Raw genomic sequence first — 20,061 nt, 5'->3', positions numbered from 1 at the left:
AGGGGCAGGGCGATGAAGAACCGTCTCCTCACCTTCCTGATCAGTGCCGTGGCCCTGGCCGTGCTGCCGCTGCTGCTGCAGGGCTTTGGCGAAGCCTGGGTGCGCATCGTCGACACAGCCTTGCTCTACATCCTGCTGGCCCTGGGCCTGAACATCGTGGTGGGCTTTGCCGGCCTGCTGGACCTGGGCTACATCGCCTTCTATGCCGTGGGCGCCTACATGTTCGCCTTGCTGGCCTCGCCGCACCTGAGCGAGAACATCCCGGCCATTGCCGCCATGTTCCCAGATGGACTGCACACGCCCATCTGGCTGGCCATCCCGATTGCAGCGGGCGTGTCTGCGCTGGCGGGCGTGTTGCTGGGCGCGCCCACGCTCAAGCTGCGTGGTGACTACCTGGCCATCGTCACCCTGGGTTTCGGCGAGATCATCCGCGTGTTTCTCAACAACCTGGATGCGCCCATCAACATCACCAACGGGCCCAAGGGCATCAACAGCATCGATGCCATCAGCGTGGGCGGTGTCAGCCTGGGGCAACCCTGGCATGTGGCTGGCCTGACCCTGCCGCCCGTCACGCTGCACTACTACCTGTTCCTGGTCATCGTGGTGGTGGCCGTGGTCATCTGCCTGCGCTTGCATGACTCGCGCCTGGGCCGGGCCTGGCTGGCCATCCGCGAAGACGAGATCGCGGCCAAGGCCATGGGCCTGAACACGCGCAACCTCAAGCTGCTGGCCTTCGGTCTGGGCGCCACTTTCGGTGGTGTCTCGGGTGTGCTGTTTGCCAGCTTCCAGGGCTTTGTCTCGCCTGAGTCCTTCAGCCTGCAGGAGTCGGTGATGGTCGTGGCCATGGTGGTGCTGGGCGGGCTGGGGCACATCCCGGGCGTGATCCTGGGCGCCTTCCTGCTGGCAGCATTGCCCGAAGTGCTGCGCCATGTCGCCGGGCCCTTGCAGGCCATGACGGGCGGGCGCCTGGATGCGGCCATCCTGCGGCAGTTGCTGGTGGCCCTGGCCATGATCGGCATCATGCTGCTGCGCCCGCGTGGCTTGTGGCCTTCGCCGCGCCATGAAGATCGCCTGATCCCCGATGAAGGCACGCAAGGAGGCCGCGCATGAGTACGCACATGGGCAGCACCTTGTTGAGCGTGGCGGGCGTGTCCAAACGCTTTGGTGGCGTGCAGGCCTTGAGTGAGGTGGGGCTGAGCATCACCGCCGGGCACGTGCATGGCCTGATTGGCCCCAATGGCGCGGGCAAGACGACCTTCTTCAATGTGATCACGGGCCTGGTGCCATCTGATCAAGGCCGCTTCGAGCTGGCTGGCAAGGCCTACAAGCCCACGGCCGTGCACAAGGTGGCGCGCGCGGGCATTGCCCGTACTTTTCAGAACATCCGCCTGTTTGCCGACATGACGGCGCTCGACAACGTCCGCGTGGGGCGCCATGTGCGCACGAAGGTGGGCTGGTGGCAAGCGCTGTTGCGCACCAAGGCCTTCACGCACGAAGAGGCCATGATCACGCGCGACGCCATGGCCTTGCTGGATTTTGTCGGCCTGTCGGGCAAGGGCAGCCAGACCGCGCGCACCCTGAGCTATGGCGACCAGCGCCGCCTGGAGATCGCGCGGGCACTGGCCACCGAGCCCAAGCTGCTGGCGCTGGACGAGCCTGCCGCCGGCATGAACGCCACCGAGAAGGTGCAACTGCGCGAGCTGATCGAGCGCATCCGCCAGCAAGGCCGGTCGGTGCTGCTGATCGAGCATGACGTGAAGCTGGTCATGGGCCTGTGTGACCACGTGACCGTGCTGGACCAGGGTAAGCTGATTGCCTCGGGCTCGCCTGCACAGGTGCAGCGTGATCCGGCCGTGATCGCCGCCTACCTGGGTGGCGCACACCAGCCTGCCCATTGACACCGCCGCGCATGAGCCCAAGCAACATGTCTCCCGTGAACACGACCTCATCGACCCCACTGCTGGCCGTGCGTGATCTCAGCGTGTCCTATGGCGGCATCAAGGCCGTCAAGCACCTGAGCATGGACTTGCATCAAGGTGAGCTGGTCAGCCTCATTGGGGCGAATGGGGCAGGCAAGACCACCACGCTCAAGGCCATCTGTGGCCTGCTGGCGCCGCAGTCCGGCGAGGTGCTGTTCGACGGGCGCAGCATCCAGGGGCAGGGCGCATGGACGCTGGTGTCGCAAGGCCTGGTCATGGTGCCCGAGGGGCGTGGCATCTTCACGCGCATGAGCATCGACGAGAACCTGCGCATGGGGGCTTACCTGCGCCATGACAAGGCCCAGATCGAAGCCGATATCGAGTCGGTCTACCAGCGCTTCCCTCGCCTGAAAGAGCGCCACAGGCAACTGGCCGGCACCTTGTCCGGTGGCGAGCAGCAGATGCTGGCGATGGGGCGAGCCTTGTTGGCCAAGCCCAGGCTGCTTCTGCTGGACGAGCCCTCCATGGGCCTGGCCCCCATCATGGTCGACAAGATCTTCGAGGTGGTGCGCGATGTGGCCCAGCAGGGCGTGACCGTGCTGCTGGTCGAGCAGAACGCGCACCGCGCGCTGGAGATGGCCGACCGCGCCTATGTGCTGGATTCGGGTGAGGTGGTCTTGTCAGGGCCTGCACGCGAGTTGCTGGGCAACCCGCAGGTGCAGGCGGCGTATCTGGGTGCTTGATCGAAGTGACTTTCAATTAAGCGGTCATTGAGGGTGTGTTACGCCTTGCCCTTGAGGCTATGGCGTAGCCGGTGTTCGCCAAGCCCCATTCAAAGTATTACTTAGCGAAGGATCTACGGGCATTGACGTTACAGAGACAGGATTAATGTTGAACGATGCCATTGCATTAACCAATGATGAAACTGAATAATCGCTTAGCATTCTGCCACTTGAGTCACGAATGAGCTCGATGTGGGCAGATGGTGAACTTTGCCAGTTGCGAATCACTGTTTGATCACTAGTTCCTAAAACGCTGATTATAAGATCTGTTGCGTTATATGTGCTGAACCACAGTTTGTTGTATGCAATGTCTGTAAATGTCAGAGAGTCTGAGCCCTCTGATTCTGTAATGGTGTCTATGTTGTTCCCGAGATTGAAATAATAACTGTCATTGCCTGCACCGCCGTATAAAGAGTCTACCCCCGTTCCACCATACAAGGCGTCGTTGCCGGCGTCGCCATAGAGGGTGTCATCCCCTTGATTGCCGTACAAGTAGTCGTCCTGATCGCCGCCATGGAGTTCATCATTTCCGTTCTCTCCTGTTAGCTGATCAATACCAAGCCCACCATACAGAGAATCGTTCCCATTGTTGCCGCCAATAACGTCAGCCCCCCCTTTGCCATCAAAATAATTTGGGCCTTCACTTCCGTAGTAAAAATCTTGATCTTCGGTGGCGGTGGTCATGAGGGCGATTTGATCGCGGTTTAGGTATTGGTATCCTGTTTTGGCTGAATTCAGTACTTTGATTGTTTCAACGCTATTTATCTTGAGGGAGTTCTTCGTTCCACTTGGCCAGAACTCGTAGTCTGTTTCAAAGAAATTGTCTAATACAACTCCTTCGGCGGGTTTTGATTTATTTGTGATCTCCAATTCTTTGGGGCTGCGGCGGTGAAACTCAATTTGGTCAATTGAGAGGTCGGCGAATGTTAATGTGTCTGAGCCTTGGCTATCTGATGAGGTGACTTCAGTTGTATAGTTGCCTTGCCCATAAATTTGGTACATACCAATGCCGAGGCTAAGTATTCGGTCATAGCCATCTCCATTGGAGTAAATGTACTCGTCATTGCCCAGTCCTCCGCTTAGCAAGTCATTGCCAGCCCCACCGATCAATACGTCATTTCCAACACCGCTGACGATGGTGTCATCTCCGCTGCCACCATTAAGGTTTTTGCTGTTTAGAGACGTGCCCCAGCGATCATTTGAAATGATCACATCATTTCCTTCGTCGCCATAAATAGTTGATGCTGCTGTTGTGCCAGTTGCAGGGTATGCAATAACTATAAAATCGTCTTCTGTCCCTCCGCGCACATTGCCGTTGCCTACAATTGTGTCGCGGCCACCCCCTCCATTAATTGAATCGAAGCCGCCGTCACCATCGAGCCAATCGTTTAAAGATGTGCCTGTATAACTTTCTGATGATGCCCATCCCATCCATTTAATGCTGCTATCTGGTCGTGTTGTTGTTGACGTGGCGTTGATGTCCGCAAGAGCAGATTCTCCTGATATTGTTTGGAGAATATTCCCAGATTTATCTATAATTTGAATTTGTTTGATGTTGGATGTTTTTCCATCCTGTGAGAACGAGTTTACATATGCGACGTCCATCAGGTTGGATGATTGGACAACTAGATCGTTTGTCTGTCTGGAAAAAGTGAGATGGTCAAGAGGGGATTGGGATGTGAATTGAATCGTGTTTCCGCTGTCTTGATCGAATATTTCATCTACGCCCGATACAGAGTAGGTGTCGAAGCCATATCCGCCATCAATTGTGTCATTACCTAGTCCACCAATAATAGTGTCGTCTCCAGCGTTGCCGATCAGGTAGTTGTTGAGGCTGTTTCCTTCTATGCGGTTGGCTATTTCATTGCCTCCTGCGTAGCTGAAATCACTTTCAGGTGAACTCATTGCGGCATTTTCGGAAATTTGAATATTTTCGACATTATCTGGAAGGGTATAGTTTCCCGCTAGAGATACGACGCTATCGGTTCCCATATTTTTGCTTTCGCTAATACGGTCCTGATCGTCAATAATATATAAATCATCACCGCTGCCACCCTCCATTTGATCCGAGCCTGCTCCGCCAATCATCGTGTCCGAGTCCACACCTCCCGAAAGTGTATCGTCACCTCCAGCTCCTATCAGCATATTCGAGCCACCTTGCGCATGAACTGCATCTGAGCCATCGCCTGCGACTATCCACGCGTTGGATTGATTGGTGCTTAGTACATCATTGCTAGCGGTGCCGCTTGTCCAGTTTGCGGAAAGTATGTAATCAAGAGATATGTTGTTTGCCTTCCCCATATCTATGGGGAATAGTGCTGTCCACAAAGGTTTTGTTGAACGTGTATACCACCCTTGAAGAGTGATGCTATCGCCTTGAGTGAATGAAATTTTTGCATCACTTGAAAGAGCTTGATGAGTAACTCGCAAGTCTTCGATGGTGTATGTGGAATCAAACGAGAGGATACTATTTTCGGTTTCTGGGATGGAGCCCCTGTGGTCTACAATCGTGTCTTGCCCAAAGCCTTTTTTGAAGGTAAATAAATCACGGCCGCCTCCACCTTCCAGTGTGTCGTTTCCCGAGCCGCCAATGATGACGTCGTTGCCTATATTGCCAGTTATTTTGTTTGAAGCGGCGTTGCCTTGAAGAGTTGATGGGTTTGTAGAGTCGAGAATTAGATTCTCTACATTCGTGGGAATGATATAAGATGCTCTGTTGCTGTAGTGAACAGTGTCTTCCCCGCTGTTCAAGTCTTCACGGATAGAGGGTGTATTGGGTGTGTTTATATAGTAAACATCATTGTCCAGGCCGCCAGCCAAAACATCTGCTGAATCGTCTGCAATAAGTGTATCGTTGCCTTCTAGGCCAAAAACTGTGTCCGATCCATTTCCTCCATCGATGTAATCGGAGCTACCTGTGCCAACGATGAGATCATTGCCAGTGCCTCCATTCACATTGATGGAGTTGAGGTTGTTTTTCAATCCACTTATTAAGTCGCTCAATTCAGTACCATATGTTGACCACCCCATGTTGGCCAACGTGGCTGTATTGACGCTGCCGTTGCTAAAATCAATTTGCTCAATTGGTTGGGGTAAACTTGAATTGTCAGTTGTGAATATGTTTTTTTCTAACGAGTTCCAGTTGAGAACGGTGACTGTTTCGCTTCCGACTTGAATGACGAGGCTATAAGCCTGTTGATTGGTGGCGCCGTTTAGTTGACCGACTGGTTTTACAGTGAATTTGGCATCTTCTCGTTTAGAGTCGCTGAATTCGAGAATATTGCCTTCTCCGGGTGAGTCTTGGACGGTGGTTGATATCCCGTCCCCGCGCTTAATGATGTATCGATCGGTGCCTGTTCCGCCCTGAAGAAGATCATTTCCACCTCCACCATATATGGAATCATTTCCTTGTCCACCTATGATGAGTTCATCCCTTGATGAGCCTACAACTGTGTCGTTTCCTGAATCTGCATCGATAACTTGGCGACCGTTTACCTTGATTGCATTGATCTTGGTGTTCCAGGTGACACTATCGATGCCTGTTGGAATGGGGGTGTCAGCGCTAACGATATAGTCGTCTGCTATAGTGCCCTTTTTCCAACTTGCAGAGTTCAGTACACTTTGCTTTCCTATTGCATATTGATCGGATTGGACGAAATTGTAGAAGCTTGGTGATTGATCGCTGTTGGAGATGGGGTATGCGTCTTGCCAGGAGGCGCTGGTAACTCCTTTGGTTAGTGCTGTATAGCTATAGGTATAAGGTAAGCCATTGATGGTGTGTAAATTAGAGAACGAGAGTATGGCAGTTTTGTTTGGATCAAGATTATCCACTCTTCCACTGCCTGGCCCTATTGTGAAAAACTGATACTTGCTGGGATCAAGGTAGAGGTTGGAGCCGCTACTTGCCCCACCAAATTCACGAATCACAGTATCTATTGGCGTCGGGGGGGACGTATGTCCAATAATATCTACCGAACCAATGATTGGGTCTGCACCGGATCGAATGACATTGTTGCTGACGAATAAAGGGCTGCCAGGCGATGGGATGTTGTTTATATTGCCAGTGAAGCCCCAATAAATGGGATTGTTGATTTTCTCAATGGTGAGGCCCTTGAATCGTATGATCTTTCCGTTCGGTAGGGTGGCATCTACTCCTTCCGAGTTCGATGAGAAAATCAATGAACTGAAATTCAGTCCAGTCCCTATAACCAAAATTCCTTCAGTATCGCTAGGCGAAAAGTCATTGATGATGACAGTAAACACTGATTGAGCATTTACCACGAAGAGGTCGGCGCCACCTCCGCCTGTTACTGTGTCGGCTCCCTCGTCTGCATACAGCAGATCACCACCTGTACCACCAATCAATGAATCACGCCCATGACCACCTGTCAGATGGCTGCCAGTCGCCGCTGCTATCAATGTGTCGTCGCCATCTCCACCGATTACACTTTCAATACCAGATTGAATGGTGATGGTTTTTCCTGCGACATTGCTTCCCGTTGCTGCGCTCAGGTCAAGCCTGATATTGCCGGTTACTGCTGCGGCGTTGAGTTCGTCTATGCCGCCATTTGGATCGCTGATGATCCAAGTCGGTGAGGCGGCATAGTCATCGGTTAGGAAGTATTGATTGTTAATAATCTTTTCTGCGCTTCCCAGGAGTTGTAGGGATGCAGAAACATTTGAAGTTGCATGCCCTATGGCTTTGTCTTGAATGATCAATTGCCATTGACCGTTGCCTTGTTTTTTTGCCTCTTCGCCTCTGAATTGGTTGCTGGTGATATCGAGACTTAATTGCGATGCATATCCATTTGTTGCTTGTTTCTCCGTGCCCTGATATGAGCCCGGCTGATTCAGCAAGATGGACTCCGTCCCGCTTGGGGATATCAGTTTGACAACCAGATCAGACCAACGGTCTTGAGTGATGTTCAAACTCACAACTGCTTGTTCGACACGCATGTTCTGGCCAATGCTGAACAGCAATGTTTGCTGCCCGAGGTCGGCGACGGAACTTGCGGTCTGGGCAGCGGTTGACTGCGTGTAAAGCGCACCCATACTTGTCCGCCAAGTCTCAGCTAAGCGTACCGCTGCGCGCGCATCGACCTCTCCAAACCCATAGTCTCGACTGAAGTTGAACCCGCCACCATTGATCGCGACGGCAGCATTGCCGGACCAACTGCTGGCTGATTTCAGTCTTGAGCGGTTTGCAGAAATTGCCAAAATCTCCTGAACATCTCTATAGCTGAGTTGCGGATTAGCTTCTAGCATGAGCGCGACTACGCCAGAAACTATTGGGGTCGCGAACGACGTGCCGAGCGAGGTGATTGACGCGGGTTGCAATGCGGAGCCATCAGCATTGATTAGGCTTTTACCTGTCGCGGTGATCTCCGACCCTGGTGCCGATATGAATACGTTGGCGCCAGGGGTGCTGAACTCCGCCGTTGTGACGGCTCCGGCGCCAAGGTCAGCTGGATAGTTGATTGCGCCAACCGTGATGGAATACGGATTGCTGGTCAATGATGTTAGCCCGGTATCTTCGCCAAGCTGCCGGGAGTTGCCGGAACCTATAACAACGATGCTCCCTTTCCCTCCGCGCCCGTGCGTTGCAGCGTCACGTATGGCACTTAGATCGTAGGACCTCGACAACTGATCTGGGAAGAAGTCGTCTGCCTGTCCCCAACTGTTGTTGACAACGTCGTATGAGGTCATGCTGCCAATCTGCTTGGCGTACCAAAAGGCATCGACTGTCGTACCGCCTCCAAGAGACACCGTGTTGAGTTGCGCGTTATACGCAACACCAACCCCGCCAATATCATTGCGAGCTGCGCCGATGATTGAGGCAACAAGCGTGGCGTGCTGGCTCTTAGTTAAATCCTTGCTAGCAAGGAAGGACGAGCCTGCATTCGGGGCCAAGTCAGGTGTACTGAGATCGGCGTACTCTGGACCTATTGCGTACTTGCCGCCGGGTTCCAGTACAAGCACAGACACGCCCTTGCCGGTGACTGTGGGCCAGACTTTGTCTGCTCCGACCTCATTGAGGTAATACTGTTTGACGTAGTCGGGATCTGATGGAGCAGTACTGGTTTTGAGATAGACCGTGCCTTTCATCTCAGCGAACGTGCCGGGAACATCTGTCTGTTCCAGCGTGATGGCTGCATTGCCTTTGCTGTCGGCAATCTTGTATTGGAATGAGGGTGTGCCCGCGAAACCCGCCGTAGGCGTGAAGACAACGTTGGTTCCGACAATCTTTACTTGACCACCAAAAGCGTTCAGTACCGAGGTGACATGCAACGCGTCACCTTGGAAGTCCAGATCATTGCCGATCAGCGTGGCGACGGGTATGACGTAGTTTCCGGAGGTGTCCGGGCTGACAACGAGTTGGTCGTTCGCCGTCAGGGGTTGATCGGTGCCCAAATTGACCGTTGCTTCGGTTCCCCCAAGGCTGAACGTTATTTTTTCAAAGTTGGTAATTTGTGCCGTGCCATCGGGGGACTCAGCTCTCAGGTCGATAAGTTTGTAGGTGTGCGCGTCAATCGTCTCGATCTTGTAGGAGTCCAGCGTGCCGTTGAGGTGGTAGATGTCGGTGCCGGATCCGCCGTCAACCATGTCATGGCCACCACCCGCGATGACGACGTCGTCATTGGCGCCGGCATCGATCCAGTCGTCACCCAACCCGCCTTCAATGACGTCGCCTCCAGCGCCGCCATAGAGAACGTCGCCGCCGCGTCCACCGCGAATCAGATCATCTCCAGCCCCACCGTCAATGTCATCGTCGCCATCCTGGCCTGACAGCACGTCGTCGGCTGTACCACCGATGATGATGTCCTTGCCAGATGCGCCTTCTATGAAGTAGTTGTCAGCTCCTCCGCCAATGAAGACATCGTTGCCATACCCACCGTAGACAATCTCCGTGTTCGTCTGGGCCAGGTTGAGCACTACGCCACGTTCATCGGCTACCACCACCGTGTCAATGCCTGTCCCACCGTCGATGTCGCGCATCTGGTCATCCGCGTCGATCACCAGAAGGTCTGCGCCGGCACCGCCCTTGAACGTGTCAGCTCCCGCGTTGCCGATGAGCCAGTTGCCTTCGGCCGTGCCCGTCAAGACGTCGTTGCCGTTGGCGCCAATGGCTTCAATGGCTTTGACCCCCGATGTGGCGTCGGCGCTGTTGAGGTCAATGGTGACACCTCTGCCATCCATGGCCATAAGTGCCGCCTGCGGGCTCGCTGAGCCGGACTGCACCAGCTTGACGATGGAGGCCGAACTTGTTGCAAGCGTGGTGGGCGCAGTGGATGTTGTGCTGGGGTCGGTTAGGGGGATATCCCAGAGCACGGACGTATGAGGCCGCATGGCCGTGGAGTCGGCGTAGGTGACGGTCAGGCCCTTGATTGCTGTATGGCCGGCAACGTTGCCGGAGACGGGGTGGAGCAGGTCAACGGATGCGATACCCAAGCTGGCCAGACTCTGACGCTCTTCGGCGCTGGCATAGCCATCCCAGTTGGTGTCGGACCACAGTTGCAGTTTGTTGAAGGCGGCATCGCGTGCATCCAGGATGCCATCGCCATTGCCGTCTTGGCCAAGCAGGTTCAAGGGCGCCCGGTCATTTGTCAGGTCCACCAGTTCGGTGCCGTTGTTGATGCGGCCGTTGCCGTCGAGGTCCATCACCAGCCAGGGGTCCGAGGGGGCACTGACGGGCAAGGCATCCATCACCCCATCGGCATTGGTATCGAAGGGGGCCAGAATGGGCGCGAACGCGATATCGGCAGCGCCGGTATCGAGGATCAGGGGGTCAGTGTAGGCGGTCTGCGGTGCTGAGCTGACCTGCTGAAGGGCCGCGCCCGTCTGGGTCTGGGTGTACTGGCCTTTGGTGACTCGCCAGGCGCCATCGGCATCCACTGTGACGTTTTGGGCAACCGTGGTCGTGTTGGCCAACATGGTGTACGAGCCTAGCGGCTTGCCGTTCTTGCCGATGACGGGATGGCCTGCATCGTCAACGAAGCTGACCACCTGATCGTAGGTGGGGGTGTAGCCCAGCACTTTGCCCTGGCCATCGTAGCGAACGATGGCCTCGAAGGTGGTGGACTTGTGCTCCTGTCCATCAGCTCCGGTGGTGATGAGGCTGAGCCATTCGGTTGTGGACGTCTTGTTGCCAACCAGATAGATGCCAGCGCCGGTATCGAATGCCTCGGTTGCGGATGTATTGGCCCGCCAGGTCTGGCGAATCTCGCTCATTTGCTGTTCAACAGAAGAAAGATTCTTGTTGCCGACGCGCTGGCCGTTGGTGGCCATGGCGCTGGGTGCGGCTTTGTCCAGGCCGTTGCCCTGCACATAGGACGAATCCATGGTGTAGCGGTAGCCTGAGCCGGCGCCCAGCAAGCCCGCTGAACCCAGGCTTGTTCCACTGGGCTTGAGCGTGGGGTCCGTGCTGAGGTCGAAGATCGAGGGATTCTTAGGCGATGTGATTGGCGAGGTTGACGACGTTTTGCCTTGCGTCCCGTCGAGCATTTGCTTGACCACCGATTCGGCAACCGAACCGGCAAGTGCCCCGGTGGCCACGGTGAGCACAGTCGCAGCGACCAAGCCTACGGCCGTCGCGGGTAGCAAGGCGACGAAGAAGCCCGCTGCGAAGGCCGACGCGGCGATACCGGTGGCCCAGCCGGCACCGATCTGAGTGGAACCATCGGCCAGGATTTTGGCACTCTTGGCAGTATCCCCTTGCGAATAGGCTTCTTCAGCGTTGTCGACCATGTCCGCGATGCGGTAGGCCGTAATGGCAATGCCCGCAACGCCGAGGACTTGGGTCGATCCTTTGGTCAGGGCCACTGCCTTGGCTCCGATACCCAGATTGCGCCAACCTTGCCCAAGCCTGGTGGCGGTATCGGCTGACATCGACAAGTTCAAGTCCACCGCAACGGAATTGACGTCCGTCGTCCCAATGGGAAGCGTGCTGCCCGAATAGCCGTTGCCAGACAAAAAGCCCGCCGTGTCGATCACGAGATTGCCGCCAAGGCTTGTGCCCCAACGCATGCCTTGCTGTAACTTGAACGAAGCAGCTGACACCGCGTCGTTGACCGCCTCCCACGAGCCCGTCTTGTCGTAGATGGCCTGATAGACCTCCTTGGGTACCGTGTTGATAGAGGTGATCTTCGGCTCAGCCATCGCCTTGATCAACTCGGTCTGGGCGAACACACGATCGGACTGGGAGGTGGCCGTGATGGTGCGCAAGTCTCCCCAGGCCGTTTCGCCAATCATGCGATCGGAGATGAAGTCATCTAGTGCCAGCAGATCGCCGACAGCATATTTGGAAGTGCGGGTACTGCCCGACCAGTCCCCGCGGAAAATGCGTGCCTGAACCTTGGCGCCAAGGTCCGTATCAGTTCCGCCCACGGCTTTTGCGACGGCATCCTCGAGTCCCGTTGAGTTGAGGAGTTCGCCAGCAGGCGTATCGCTGATAAAAAACAGCTTTCCACCACTGGCCTCGCTGATTGCCTTGGCCAACTGGAAGGAGGGCGTATCGCCCAGCATGCCACTATAGGCAATCGGCCTTGCGTCGGTAGCCCATGAGGCATCACTAGGACGTACGGCGAACTGTTGCACTTGGCTCTGAAGATCTCCAACGAAGGATCTCAGTTGGACGTCAGTCAGAGAGCTGGACCCGGTGATTCCATTGGCAGTGCGCCAGTTATTAACATAGTTGATGATGGTCAGTTCAGTCATGTCGCTCCCTTAATACGTTTTGATCTTTGGAAATGCAATCCGCAAACGGAGCAGCTGTCCCTTTCGGTGCAGCCAGTACGCCGTCAAAGCATCCTCAATGGCCTGCTTGATCTCGCCTTCATTGCCTTCAAGTAAGCGAGGCATGCGCATCGCGCTGATGTCGACATCGACATCAGCCTGGTCATCCTCCACGTGAGGCTGCTCGTACCCCTCGAAAGCTATGACTTGGTCTTGCCAAATCAGCGCGTAGTAGGTGGGAGGTGTCTCGGGCTCTCGGGGAAAAGATCCTCTTCCGCCCAGATCAAAGAACACGGAGCCATGTGTTCGATCAACGAATCGATACAGTGGTTTGCATAAGACCATCTGAGATTTCGATATCCAATTGGCCACTTCTTTTGATTGTTCTTCCGTCAACTGCTCAGGTTCGAATGACATAGGTTCCCTTGAATACTGGTGGTTATCTAAAGTTGGTTTGATCACGCCATCTGTCAGCCCGATCAGTTCACAGCCGTTACTCAGCTCACTTATGCAAAACACGTTCACCAGCACAGCTAGCGTTGTACTCCGCCGATTTGCTTGCAAGCTCTGCTGCGCGACCCTGAAAACCGCCGTTTCGCTCATTGAACTTGGCCACCATCTGGTTGGCGTGAGCCACGTCGTCGTTATGGCCATCAACAGCTTGACTGAACGCCTCCTGGTCATGCAGGAGCGCGGGCCTCAGGCCGTTGTGCTTGGCAACGTCTACGTTGTATGCCGCAACCAACTGGTTGGTTTTATCGATCTCTGGTTTGGTTTTCGATACGGCGTTTTTTCTCTTTTCTATTTCCAATATGCGACGTGCCAAGCCAGCACTGTCGGTTTGAAAAAGATCGATACGCTCTTGGAGGGCATGCTGCCTGGCTTCCAGCGAGCGAGAGTTTTGCGCCAACGCTTCATGAACCTTGACAAGATGGGCTTGCTCGTCTTCCAGTTGAGACTGCTCCTGCTTGAGTTCGTTGACTCCCCACTGCATGCCGACGTTCTGCCCCATGCACTGCTCGATATCGTCAATGGTGATGCCCGGCCCTTCACCTCCCTCTGGTCGCTTCCACCTTTTTGTAATCGAGGGCAGTCGGATTTCTAGCGGACGCAGTTGGTTTTGAGGTTCGTGCGGCTCAGCAAAGACTTGCGTCATGAACGCGAAAAGTGAGCAGGCGGCAAATAGCAAACGCATTGAATTTCCCATCCCTAGGCGGATACCTATCCGTTTTTTATGTGAACGATCAGGATAAACGTGGGGCCTTCTTGGTTGATGTCAATTCCGTGACTCGACCCTGTTTTCCCCCTCAGTGGGGAATCAAGCGATTGACCCACCCCGAATGGGCCGAGTGCAAGGTGTCTTTCTTTGTCTGAAACGTCGGCTTGACCAGAAGTAGGCCTGCCCCAAATGGCGGCAATTTGCCTGGTGGTGCGTTGAAGGTTCGCACTCTGCAAGCCGTGCCGGCCAACTCCCTCGACGATGTTGAAGTGCGTATCTGTTGAGGCTATCTATGACGGTGCGTACAAGTCCGCCACAAGGTGCTATGTCGCTGCTGGGCAACCCGTAGGTGCAGGCGGCTTATCTGGGCGTGTGAGCCCGATTGGCTTCACGCGCGAGCCGCATGGGCGCCATGCCCGCCGGCATCCGGCAGCGTGAAATAGAAGGTCGCCCCGCGGCCAGGTGCCCCGTCGGCCCACACCCGCCCACCATGGCGGCCAACGGCCCGCCTGACGATGCTCAGGCCCACGCCGTGCCCCGTGAACATGGCGCCATGCAGGCGCACAAAGGGTTTGAAAAGCTTGTCCGATGCGTCGGGCTCGAACCCGGGGCCGTTGTCCCTGACGTAGATGGTGATGTCGTCGCCCGTCTGGGCTTGCGTGCCGATCTCGATGCAGGCCGCCTGACTTTGCGCCGTGAACTTCACCGCATTGCCAATCAGGTTGACGAACACCGGCCGCAGCAGATCGGGGTCGGCCTGGACCGAAGGCAAGGTGTGCATGATGATCTGCGGCATGGTGCGCCCGGTGTCGGACATCGCGATCTGCTCGATGACCTCCTTGACCATGGCCTCCAGCGCGACCGATGTGCGCTTGAGGTCGGCCTCGCCGACGCGGGCCAGCAGCAACAGGCTGTTGAGCATGTCGGTCGTGGCGCTGGACTGTTTGGCGATCACGGGCAGGAACTTGCGTGCCAGCGAGTTGTCACCGCGCTCCAGGGCGTCGGCGGCCAGTTGCGCCAGGCTGCCAATGCCGGTCAGAGGCCCCCGCAGGTCATGGGAGACGGTGCGGTTGAAGCTCTCCAGGCCGCTGACCATGTCTTGCAGATCGGCCGTGCGTTCTGCCACGCGGTGCTCCAGTTCCTCATTGAGTGCAGTGATCTCGGCACGCTTGGCCTCGCCATCGGCGATGCGCTCCTGGATGGATTGCGCCATCTTGTTGAACAGCTTGCTCAGGAAGGTGATCTCGTCGTCGCCATCCACCTTGGCCCGCACGGTCAGGCTGCCTTGCGCGAAGGCCTTGGCGGCGGCAAACAGCCGGGTGATGCGTCGGTTGACGTTGATGCCGACAACGAGGATCAACGCGATGAACAGGACCAGCGCCACCAGCAGCCCGATCACGTTCTGAGTCACGACCTTGTTGAGCGTGCTCTTGTACAGGGTGGTGGACAAGCCGTAGTGCAGGCTGCCGACTCTGCCCGCATCCAGCAAGATGCGCTGGCTGGCGTGGACGACGCCGGTGTTGATTTCATCTTCCAGCGGGCGGCTGGTATCGGGCAAGGGCAGGGGGGCGCCGGGCGTGTGCAGGATGACGCGCTGGTTCTCGTCCAGCAGGGCCACATACACGATGCGGGTGTCGGCTTCACCGTTGACCAGTTCGTCCACATAGGCCTGAATGGCGCTCAAGCCACGCGTGCTGGTGTGGGGGGCAATGGCCAGGTTCAGGGCCTCGGCAGTCTGCCGGATGGACACCCGCATGTTGTCCACCGAGATCTGGTGCAGCGCACGGGCCGTGTTCCACAGCATGCCCAGAAAAAGCAGCAGCACGATGAACGTGCTGGCCACCAGAAGGCGAAATCGCAGCGATTTGAAGAAGTGCGACATGGGTGCTGCTGGCACCGATGATCAATCTCCCGCGACGGTGGCCGCGGGGTCGGTGCATGTTACTGAGTGTAGGGGGCGGGCTGATTGGCCACAAGATCGGGTATTTACCCTGAGCCCTGCCTGCCCCGCTGCAGTCTGTGCACTATTTGACCGGCTGGCGGCCAGTGTGTAACGGCACGCGATTACAGCGCCGCCACGATCTTCGTTGCCAGCGCCTTGAGGTGGTTCTGGTCGGCCATCACGGTGGCGTGCGGGCGGCGCAGGTCAGCGATCGAGCCGGGGATCACATGGATGTGAAAGTGCGGCACGGTCTGGCCGGCACCCGGGCCATTGAGCTGCATCAGCACCACGCCATCGGCACCCAGGCCCTTCTTCTGGGCGTCACCGATCTTGCGCACGGTGCTCATGCAGGCTTGCGCCGCAGCGTCGGACAAGTCGAACAAGGTCTCAGCCGGCTCCTTGGGGATCACCAGTGCGTGGCCATCCGTCTGCGGCATGATGTCCATGAAGGCCAGCGTGTGCGCGTCTTCATACAGCTTGATGCAGGGGATCTCGCCGCGCAGGATCTTGGCGAAGATGTTGTTGTTGTCGTAGCTCATGGTGGGCTCCTTGTATGGGGCGATCATGGGGGCGATCGTGGATGCAATCGTGGGCGGGCTGGTGTGATCAGCCGCCGTGTTTGTCGGCTTCGCTGGTGAAGGCGTCGGCGTAGAAATACTCTTCGGGCAGGCCGGCTTGCGCGATGAAGTCTGCCCGGGCCGATGACACCATGATGGGCGCACCGCAGGCATACACCTCATGGCCGGACAGGTCGGGCAGGTCGGCCAGCACGGCCTGATGGACCAGCCCCGTGCGGCCATGCCATAGGTCTTCAGGCTTGGCTTCGGACAGCACAGGCACATAACGCAACCAGGGCAGCTCGGCCATCTGCTGTTCGGCCCATTCGTGCATATACAGGTCGACCTTGCTGCGGCAGCCCCAGTAGAGCACGGTGGGGCGCGTGAGGCCGGCGTGGCGCATGTGCTCGATGATGGCCTTGACCGGCGCAAAGCCCGTGCCCGAAGCCAGCAACACAACGGGACGCTCGGAGTCGTCGCGCAGGAAGAAGGTGCCAAAGGGCCCCTCCACACGCAGGATGTCCTTTTCCTTCATCGCACCGAAGACGTGGTCGGTGAACAGGCCGCCGGGCATGTGCCGGATGTGCAGCTCCAGGCCGTTGATGCCCGCCTCCTTGACGACTTCCGGCGAGTTGGCCATCGAGTAGCTGCGGCGGTGGCCGTCCTTGAGCACGAACTCGATGTACTGGCCGGCGCGGAAACCGAAGTTGTGCGTGGCAGGCAACTGCAGGCGCAACACCATCACATCGGGTGCGGCACGGCGCAGGCTGGTCACCCGCGTGGGCATCTTCACGACGGGGTGGTCACCGATGCCCACCACCTGCCGGGCCTCGATGACCAGATCGGTCTGGGGCGTGGCGCAGCAGGTGAGCATGTAGCCCGCGTCCTCTTCCGCCGCGCTCAAGGCCTTGGCCTGGTGCGCCCCGTGGATCACGCGGCCCTCGATCAGCTTGCACTTGCACGAGCCGCAGGCGCCGTCCTTGCAGCCATAGGGCAGGCCGATGCCGGCGTTGATGGCGGCACTCAGTACCGTTTCGTCCCGCTGCATGGTGAAGGCACGGCCGCTGGGCGCGATGGAGACGGAAAAGCTCATGAACACAAACCTCGATCTAGAAGGGCCTCAGAATCACGGGGTCGATTTTCGCTCAGTCTTGATCCACCCCCGCCATGTTCTATCCGCAACCCGCACGCCATACCCGGTTTCGTCAAACACGTGTGCTGATCGTGGGCTGTGGGGACGTGGGCAGCCGCGCCGCGCGCCTGCTCTTGCCGCGCTGCCGGGTGCTGGCCTTGACCTCGCAGGCGGACAAGGCCGGGGCCTTGCGGCAGGCGGGCATCGTGCCCCTGGTTGGCAACCTGGATGACTCCTCCACCCTGGCGCGGTTGGCCGGGCTGGCGAAGCGGGTGTTGCACCTGGCGCCGCCTCCAGGCCATGGCGCCACCGACCCCCGTACCGCCCAGCTGCTCGCGGCACTGGCGCGGCGTGGCGGCGTGGCATCGTTCGTTTACGGCAGCACCACGGGTGTCTATGGTGATGCCCGGGGTGCCTTGTTTGACGAGACCCGCACCGTGGCACCGGCCACCGACCGCGGCCGGCGGCGTGTGGACGCGGAGGCGCGCGTGCGGTGGTGGGGGCGCAGGCAGGCGCTTCAGTCCGGCACGCGGGCCAGCATCCTGCGCATTCCCGGCATCTACGCGCTGGACCGCGAAGGCGGCGACCCGCGTGAGCGTGTGCGCAAAGGCAGCCCTGTGCTGACGCAGGCTGATGACGTCTACACCAACCACATCCACGCCGATGATTTGGCGCGCGCCTGTGTGGCAGCGCTGTGGCGTGGCCGGCCCGGCCGCGTGGTGCATGCCTGCGACGACACGGACATGCGCATGGGCGATTACTTCGACTGGGTGGCCGACCACTTTGGCTTGCCCAGGCCGCCTCGCATGAGCCACGCCGAGGCCGCCACCACCTTGAGCCCCATGCAGCTGTCGTTCATGAGCGAGTCGCGGCGCCTGATGAACCAGCGGCTCAAGACCGAGTTGCGCTTGCAGCTGCGTTACCCCTCGATACAGAACGGCCTGGCTTGAGGCCTGGCCGCGACAGGCGATGCCCCCTGTTCGGGGCCTTCTCCCTCTCATAGGGGTGTGGCCTGCCCAGGTTGAATGAAGCGCCGGTGCTATCTTCGCGGGTTTCACCATTCAATATTCAACAAGGGTTTGACCATGTCTATCCGTCGTGCCGTGGCCGCTGCCAGCGTGGCCTTGATTGCAATCCTGTCTGCCAATGCGGCGTACGCGTATGACCAGGTGGTCGTGTTTGGCGACAGCCTGTCAGACAATGGCAACCTGGCCCAGAAGTTCGGTGGTGCCGTGCCTGCCGCGCCTTACGACAATGGCCATTTCACCAATGGCGCGGTGGCGGTCGAGGTGATGGCCGCCAAGCTGGGTGTGCCGCTGGTGGACTATGCCTACGGTGGCGCGCTGACGGGCACGGGCAACCAGTTCCAGACTCAGAACCCGCTGGTGGCCAATACCGGCATGCTCAGCCAGGTCAACAACTATGTGGCGGGTGGCTCGGCCAACGCCAACTCGCTGTATGTGGTCTGGGGCGGCGGCAATGATTTCCTGGCCGCGATCGCCACGAACAATTTCTCGAACATGTCGTCCGTGGTGACGACGGCTGTGACCAACCTGGTGACCGAAGTGGGTACCCTGTACGGTGCAGGCGCCCGTGACTTCCTGGTGCCCTTGCTGCCTGATCTGGCCACCACCTTCTACGGCACCTCGGGTGCCATCCCCGCCAGCTTGCTGACGTCGCTGTCCACCAGCTTCAACGGCGCGCTGACCGCGCAGCTGAACAACCTGCAGGCCCACAGTGCGGGCATGAACCTGAGCATCTTCGACACGCCTACCGTGCTGGCGGGCGTGCGGGCTGGTCTGGCTGCTTCGGGCGGCAACGTGACCGACCGTTGCTGGACGGGCGACTATACCGGCGCCAACAGCACGGCACCGGTCTGCGCCAACCCTGATCAGTACTACCTGTTCGACAAGGTGCATCCAACCGCTTATGTGCACGACGCCGTGGGCACGGCCATGGCCACCGCCATGACATCTGCCGTGCCGGAGCCCATGACCAGTGGCCTGATGATGGTGGGCCTGGTGTTCACCGGCCTGGCTGTGCGTCGCGCACGTGGCTGATCGGCATCTGAGCTGATGGGCTGAACACGCAGCCTCGTGCTGCGCTCGGCTTCAAGCGCCTGCCAGGGCTTTGCTCAGGCGGGCGCTGCTGTTTTGGGCTTGAACTTGCACCATGCGCTGACACTGCACTCCCAGCAGCGTGGCTTGCGCGCCTGGCATATATAGCGCCCGTGCAGGATCAGCCAGTGGTGGGCGTGCAGTTTGAACTCGGCCGGGATGCGTTTGAGCAGCTTGTGTTCCACCTCAAGCGGCGTCTTGCCAGGCGCCAGGCCGGTGCGGTTGCCCACGCGGAAGATGTGCGTGTCCACCGCCATGGTGGGCTCGCCAAAGGCCACATTGAGCACCACATTGGCCGTCTTGCGGCCCACGCCGGGCAAGGCCTCCAGGGCCTCGCGGGTGCGGGGGACTTCACCGCCATGCAAGTCGATCAGCATGCGGCAGGTCTCCATCAGGTGCTTGGCCTTGCTCTTGTACAGCCCGATGGTCTTGATGTAGTTGCACAGCCCGTCGATGCCCAGGTCCAGGATCTGCTGCGGCGTGTTGGCCACGGGGAAGAGCTTGGCTGTCGCCTTGTTCACGCCCACGTCGGTGGCCTGGGCTGACAGCAACACGGCCGTGAGCAGCTCGAAGGGCGTGCTGTAGGCCAGTTCGGTTTCAGGGTGCGGGTTGGCTGCTTGCAGGGTCTCGAAAAAGGCCTGGATGTCGGCCGGCTTCATCA

General features: G+C 58.0%; 12 protein-coding genes. 5 read left to right on the top strand and 7 right to left on the bottom strand.

Translation table 11 applies throughout. The annotated features are described in order from the left end of the window. The first annotated feature begins 12 nt into the window (after positions 1-12). From HY019_RS03570 to HY019_RS03560, 3 genes are read left to right on the top strand one after another with little or no spacing between them, the layout of a single operon-like run. Positions 13-1,110, top strand: a complete 1,098-nt coding sequence (locus tag HY019_RS03570) for an ABC transporter ATP-binding protein (RefSeq protein ID WP_290688408.1) — start codon at positions 13-15, stop codon at positions 1,108-1,110. 8 nt (positions 1,111-1,118) lie between these two features. Next, the gene (locus tag HY019_RS03565) at positions 1,119-1,898 is read left to right on the top strand and encodes an ABC transporter ATP-binding protein (RefSeq protein WP_290689153.1); all 780 of its coding nucleotides are present in this window, start codon (positions 1,119-1,121) and stop codon (positions 1,896-1,898) included. 26 nt (positions 1,899-1,924) lie between these two features. Continuing rightward, positions 1,925-2,662, top strand: a complete 738-nt coding sequence (locus HY019_RS03560) for an ABC transporter ATP-binding protein (RefSeq protein ID WP_290688406.1) — start codon at positions 1,925-1,927, stop codon at positions 2,660-2,662. 57 nt (positions 2,663-2,719) lie between these two features. On the opposite strand, the gene HY019_RS03555 is transcribed toward HY019_RS03560, so the two are convergent. The 6 genes from HY019_RS03555 to HY019_RS03530 form a co-directional block, all read right to left on the bottom strand. Next, positions 2,720-12,415: a S8 family serine peptidase gene (locus tag HY019_RS03555; RefSeq protein WP_290688404.1), complete on the bottom strand. Its 9,696-nt coding sequence runs from the start codon at positions 12,413-12,415 to the stop codon at positions 2,720-2,722. A gap of 9 nt (positions 12,416-12,424) precedes the next feature. Further along, entirely contained in the window at positions 12,425-12,850 is a 426-nt protein-coding gene (locus HY019_RS03550; RefSeq protein ID WP_290688402.1) for a hypothetical protein, read from the bottom strand. 85 nt (positions 12,851-12,935) lie between these two features. Further along, positions 12,936-13,628 (bottom strand): hypothetical protein, encoded by a 693-nt coding sequence (locus tag HY019_RS03545; protein WP_290688400.1) that lies wholly within the window; start codon positions 13,626-13,628, stop codon positions 12,936-12,938. A gap of 412 nt (positions 13,629-14,040) precedes the next feature. Beyond that, positions 14,041-15,534 (bottom strand): HAMP domain-containing sensor histidine kinase, encoded by a 1,494-nt coding sequence (locus tag HY019_RS03540; RefSeq protein WP_290688398.1) that lies wholly within the window; start codon positions 15,532-15,534, stop codon positions 14,041-14,043. Positions 15,535-15,716: 182 nt separating this feature from the next. Continuing rightward, entirely contained in the window at positions 15,717-16,133 is a 417-nt protein-coding gene (locus HY019_RS03535) for an HIT family protein (RefSeq protein ID WP_290688396.1), read from the bottom strand. A 67-nt stretch (positions 16,134-16,200) separates the two neighbouring features. Then, positions 16,201-17,244 carry a CDP-6-deoxy-delta-3,4-glucoseen reductase gene (locus tag HY019_RS03530; RefSeq protein WP_290688394.1) on the bottom strand — a complete coding sequence of 348 codons (1,044 nt, stop codon included), beginning with the start codon at positions 17,242-17,244 and terminating at the stop codon, positions 16,201-16,203. 74 nt (positions 17,245-17,318) lie between these two features. Between HY019_RS03530 and HY019_RS03525 the strand changes: the two genes are divergently transcribed. Both HY019_RS03525 and HY019_RS03520 read left to right on the top strand, forming a co-directional pair. Further along, a complete protein-coding gene (locus HY019_RS03525) occupies positions 17,319-18,233 on the top strand; it encodes an SDR family oxidoreductase (RefSeq protein ID WP_290688392.1) in 915 nt (304 codons plus the stop codon). A gap of 135 nt (positions 18,234-18,368) precedes the next feature. Continuing rightward, positions 18,369-19,343: an SGNH/GDSL hydrolase family protein gene (locus HY019_RS03520; protein ID WP_290688390.1), complete on the top strand. Its 975-nt coding sequence runs from the start codon at positions 18,369-18,371 to the stop codon at positions 19,341-19,343. Positions 19,344-19,417: 74 nt separating this feature from the next. On the opposite strand, the gene nth is transcribed toward HY019_RS03520, so the two are convergent. Further along, the gene (nth, locus tag HY019_RS03515) at positions 19,418-20,059 is read right to left on the bottom strand and encodes an endonuclease III (protein WP_290688388.1); all 642 of its coding nucleotides are present in this window, start codon (positions 20,057-20,059) and stop codon (positions 19,418-19,420) included. Between the last annotated feature and the right edge of the window lie 2 nt (positions 20,060-20,061).

The organism is Aquabacterium sp. (assembly GCF_016195855.1).
GTDB lineage: Bacteria > Pseudomonadota > Gammaproteobacteria > Burkholderiales > Burkholderiaceae_C > Aquabacterium.
Note: the sequence above shows the minus strand (reverse complement) of the source record. Positions and strands in the feature narration are given on the sequence as shown.